Origin of the sequence: Mesorhizobium sp. M7A.F.Ca.AU.001.01.1.1 (genome assembly GCF_004022735.1) — a bacterium.
In the GTDB taxonomy this organism is placed as follows: domain Bacteria; phylum Pseudomonadota; class Alphaproteobacteria; order Rhizobiales; family Rhizobiaceae; genus Mesorhizobium; species Mesorhizobium ciceri.
Genome location: NZ_RZPF01001006.1, coordinates 1 through 1,666, shown reverse-complemented (window position 1 = coordinate 1,666; position 1,666 = coordinate 1). Strand labels below are relative to the sequence as shown.

Below are 1,666 nucleotides of genomic sequence, written 5' to 3'. Positions count from 1 at the left end.
TCCTTGGGCCGCTCGCCGAAACCCAGTTCCGCCGGGCGATGACTATCTCGAATGGCGACTGGTCCGTGTTCTACACCCACAAACTGTCGCTGACACTGCTGACGCTCGCCTTCATCGGTCTCGCCGGCCCGCATATCTGGGCCTTCATCGAGCATCGTCGTCGGCGCGGACCGGAGCATGTGCCCGGCGATGCCTGATCGATCCCTGATGCCATGACAGAACTGCTTTCCGGTATTCGCGTCCTCGACCTGACCAATGTCCTGGCCGGTCCCTACTGTGCCTATCAGCTGGCGCTGCTGGGCGCCGACGTGATCAAGGTCGAGGCGCCGCAAGGCGGCGACCTCGCCCGCCAGCTCGGCGGCTCGGCAAAGCTGAACAGCGCCGGCATGGGCGCCTCGTTCCTGGCTCAGAACGCCGGCAAACGGTCGGTTGTGCTCGACCTCAAGAAGCAAGCCGATCGCGAGCGCTTTTTCGATCTGGTGGCCAGCGCCGACGCACTGGTGGAGAATTTCCGCCCCGGCGTGATGGATCGGCTGGGGCTTGGCTACGAGGCACTGAAGACGGTCCGTCCGGGCCTCGTCTATTGCGCGATATCGGGTTTCGGCCAGACCGGGCCAATGCGCGACAATCCCGCCTATGACCAGATCATCCAGGGCCTGTCTGGGATCATGAGCATCACCGGCACACCGGAAGCGGCGCCGCTGCGGGTCGGCTATCCCGTCGCCGATACGCTTGGCGGACTGGTCGGCGCGTTCGCCATCGCCTCGGCGCTGGTGCGGCAGAAGACGAGCGGCGAGGGTGCCTTTCTCGACGTTTCGATGCTCGAATGCACACTTTCCGCACTTGGCTGGCCGGTTTCCAACTATCTGACCGCAGGTATCGACCCCATGCCGATGGGCAACGAGAACATGACGGCGGCACCCTCCGGTGCGTTTCGCACCGGCGACGGGCTCATCAACATCGCTGCCAACAAGCAGGAGCAGTTCGTGGCGCTGTGCCGGCTGATCGGCCGGCCGGAATTGGCTTCCGATGTCCGCTATGCAGAGCGCGAGACGCGCAAGCGCAACCGTGCGGCGCTTAAAGTCGAGATCGAGGACGCCCTGGCGGGCGCCTCGGCGGCGGCCTGGGAAGAGACGCTCAATCGCGCCGGCGTGCCTGCCGGCAGGGTGCTGACGATCCCGCAAGTGCTGGCCGAGCCCCAAGTCCTCGAGCGCCAGGTGACCGCGCATTTCGACGATGTGGCTGGCATGAAGAAGCCGCTGACCGTTTTGCGCGGCGGCTTCATGGTCGATGGCGAGGCGCCCTTGCCGACAAAGCCGCCGCCGGCGCTCGGCGAACATATGAGCGAGGTGTTCGCCGACCTGCCGCCCCGCACCAGGACAAAGGCACGCGCATGAGCGGCACGGAGAAGAAGACGGGCCGTGAGCGCGGCGAGGAATGGTGGCAGACCGACATCATCGAGATGCGGCCAGGTGTCATCCGGCTGCGTGGCTACGAGATCCAGGATCTGATCGGCCGCGTCAGCTTTCCGGCTGTCATCTGGCTGATGCTGCGCGGCGAACTGCCCAGCGAGGACCAGGCAGAATTGCTCGGCATTGCCTTGGCTGCCGCCGTCGACCATGGACCGCAGGCGCCATCGATTGCCATCGCGCGCATGGCTGCAACC

At 65.5% G+C, this 1,666-nt stretch carries 2 protein-coding genes and 1 pseudogene; all 3 read left to right on the top strand.

Annotated elements, in window-relative coordinates; all coding sequences use genetic code 11:
• A pseudogene (locus EN884_RS35155) lies at window positions 1-197 on the top strand (tripartite tricarboxylate transporter permease); the annotation flags it as partial.
• Between the two features lie 15 nt (window positions 198-212).
• Window positions 213-1,397, top strand: coding sequence for a CoA transferase (locus EN884_RS35150; protein ID WP_063168997.1), 1,185 nt, complete (start codon window positions 213-215; stop codon window positions 1,395-1,397).
• The coding region (locus EN884_RS35145) for a citrate/2-methylcitrate synthase (protein ID WP_281034865.1) at window positions 1,394-1,666 on the top strand (273 nt) is incomplete at its 3' end. The genes EN884_RS35150 and EN884_RS35145, both read left to right, overlap by 4 nt.